Here is a 1,536-nt window from a genome sequence, read left to right as displayed (position 1 = left end):
ACGCGAGCCGCCGCGGGTCGATCTGGTGGTCGCCGTCGACCCGCAGCCCGCCGCGCACACCGGGCGCGAGCATCGGCTCGAGGCGCCGGCACTCCCGCCCGGACAGCCACTGCGAGTCCAGCCCCGACTGCTGCTGGAGCGCGTGCAGCTCCCGTAGATGGGCGCGGTCGTCGGCGTCCAGCGCCACCGCGAGCGTGCCGCAGCGCCGGTAGCCGAGGTCGTGCCCGGTGGCCTCGGTGAGCTCGGCCGCGAAGTCGGGGTAGCGGCGCGCCGAGGCGAGATTCAGGCCGAGCAGGGTCTGCTCGCCGTAGTGCAGTTCGGTGACGGCGGCCAGCATCCCGGCGGCCACCTGGGCGGCGCCGCCGCCCGGCTCGGGGTCGAGCACGGTGGTGGTCAGACCACGCTGTGCGGCCCGCCAGGCCGTGACCAGACCGATGATGCCGCCCCCGATGACGAGGACGTCGGACGTGCGCGTACGCGACATGGGCGTCCAGCCCCTCCCTTCGCCGGCATGACCCGGATCAGGTTCGTACGGTCGGAGGCCGCCAGCCTCCCTCTCAGCCCGGTGCGTCCGGGCTCCCGCGAGTGCTTTACGTTGGCCACCCTAACCGAGCACCGCTTTCACAAGGGAGGCCGACCGTGGCCCGTTCGCTGGACGGTCTCGTCCTCGCCCCGGTCGCCGACCAGGCACCCGGCCAGGTCGGCACCCGCACCCGTTTCCGCTACCACGAGCGGGAGGGTGAGATCTGGGCCGACTATGCGGGCGGCGACGTCGTACGCGGCCACCTGGTGGGCACCCGGGACGGCGACCGGCTGGACTTCCGGTACGTGCAGCTCAAGCGGGACGGTACGACCTCCTCGGGGCACTGCGTGTCCACGGTCGTGGACCTGCCCGACGGGCGGGTGCGGCTGGAGGAGAGCTGGGCATGGGAGTCCCAGGAGGGCAGCGGCACGAGCGTCGTGGAGCAGATCACGGCGCACGAGGACTGACTGACAGAAAGTCAGCTGTCTATGGTGATCAGGTGAGCGAGCAGACGCAGGGACCGGGACCGTCCGAGCCGGGACGCGTGGTGGTGGCGGGCGCGGGCATGGCCGGGGTGCAGACCGCGGTCGCCCTGCGCGAGCAGGGCTTCACCGGCACGGTGACACTGATCGGCGCCGAACCCCATCAGCCGTACGACAGGCCGCCGTTGTCCAAGGCGGTGCTGCTCGGCAAGGCCGAGGACTCCGCCTTCGACGTCGACTTCGAGGCGCTCGGCATCGAACTGCGGCTCGGCTGCGAGGTGCTCGGCCTGCGCCCCGCCGACCACGCACTGGACACCGAGGCCGGTCCCGTGCCGTACGACGTCCTGGTGATCGCCACCGGCGCGGAACCGGTGCGGCTGCCGGGCGCGGACGGCGTGCCCGGCGTGCATCTGCTGCGCACGCTCGACGACGCGGAGCGGCTGCGGCCGGTGCTCGCCCGGCAGCACGACATCGTGGTGGTCGGGGCCGGCTGGATCGGCGCGGAGTTCGCCACGGCGGCGCGCGAGGCGG

The 1,536-nt window shown here is 73.3% G+C and carries 3 protein-coding genes and 1 riboswitch; of the genes, 2 read left to right on the top strand and 1 reads right to left on the bottom strand.

All coding sequences use genetic code 11. The features are described from left to right. Nucleotides 1-484, bottom strand: a 484-nt coding sequence (locus N4P33_RS35140) for an FAD-binding oxidoreductase (RefSeq protein ID WP_260830965.1), incomplete at its 3' end; no start/stop codon positions are given. Continuing rightward, nucleotides 482-593: riboswitch (TPP riboswitch) on the bottom strand. Its footprint overlaps the gene before it by 3 nt. Before the next feature lie 46 nt (nt 594-639). Here N4P33_RS35140 and N4P33_RS35135 point away from each other — a divergent pair. Together N4P33_RS35135 and N4P33_RS35130 are read left to right on the top strand one after the other, a co-directional pair. Beyond that, complete coding sequence (locus tag N4P33_RS35135; protein WP_260830963.1) at nt 640-990, top strand: hypothetical protein; 351 nt, start codon at nt 640-642, stop codon at nt 988-990. Between the two features lie 32 nt (nt 991-1,022). Then, nucleotides 1,023-1,536 (top strand): FAD-dependent oxidoreductase (locus N4P33_RS35130; RefSeq protein WP_260830962.1); only part of this gene is annotated, 514 nt, incomplete at its 3' end.

It is taken from the genome of Streptomyces sp. 15-116A, from assembly GCF_025290915.1.
In the GTDB taxonomy this organism is placed as follows: domain Bacteria; phylum Actinomycetota; class Actinomycetes; order Streptomycetales; family Streptomycetaceae; genus Streptomyces.
This window is presented reverse-complemented; position numbering and strand designations above follow the sequence as displayed.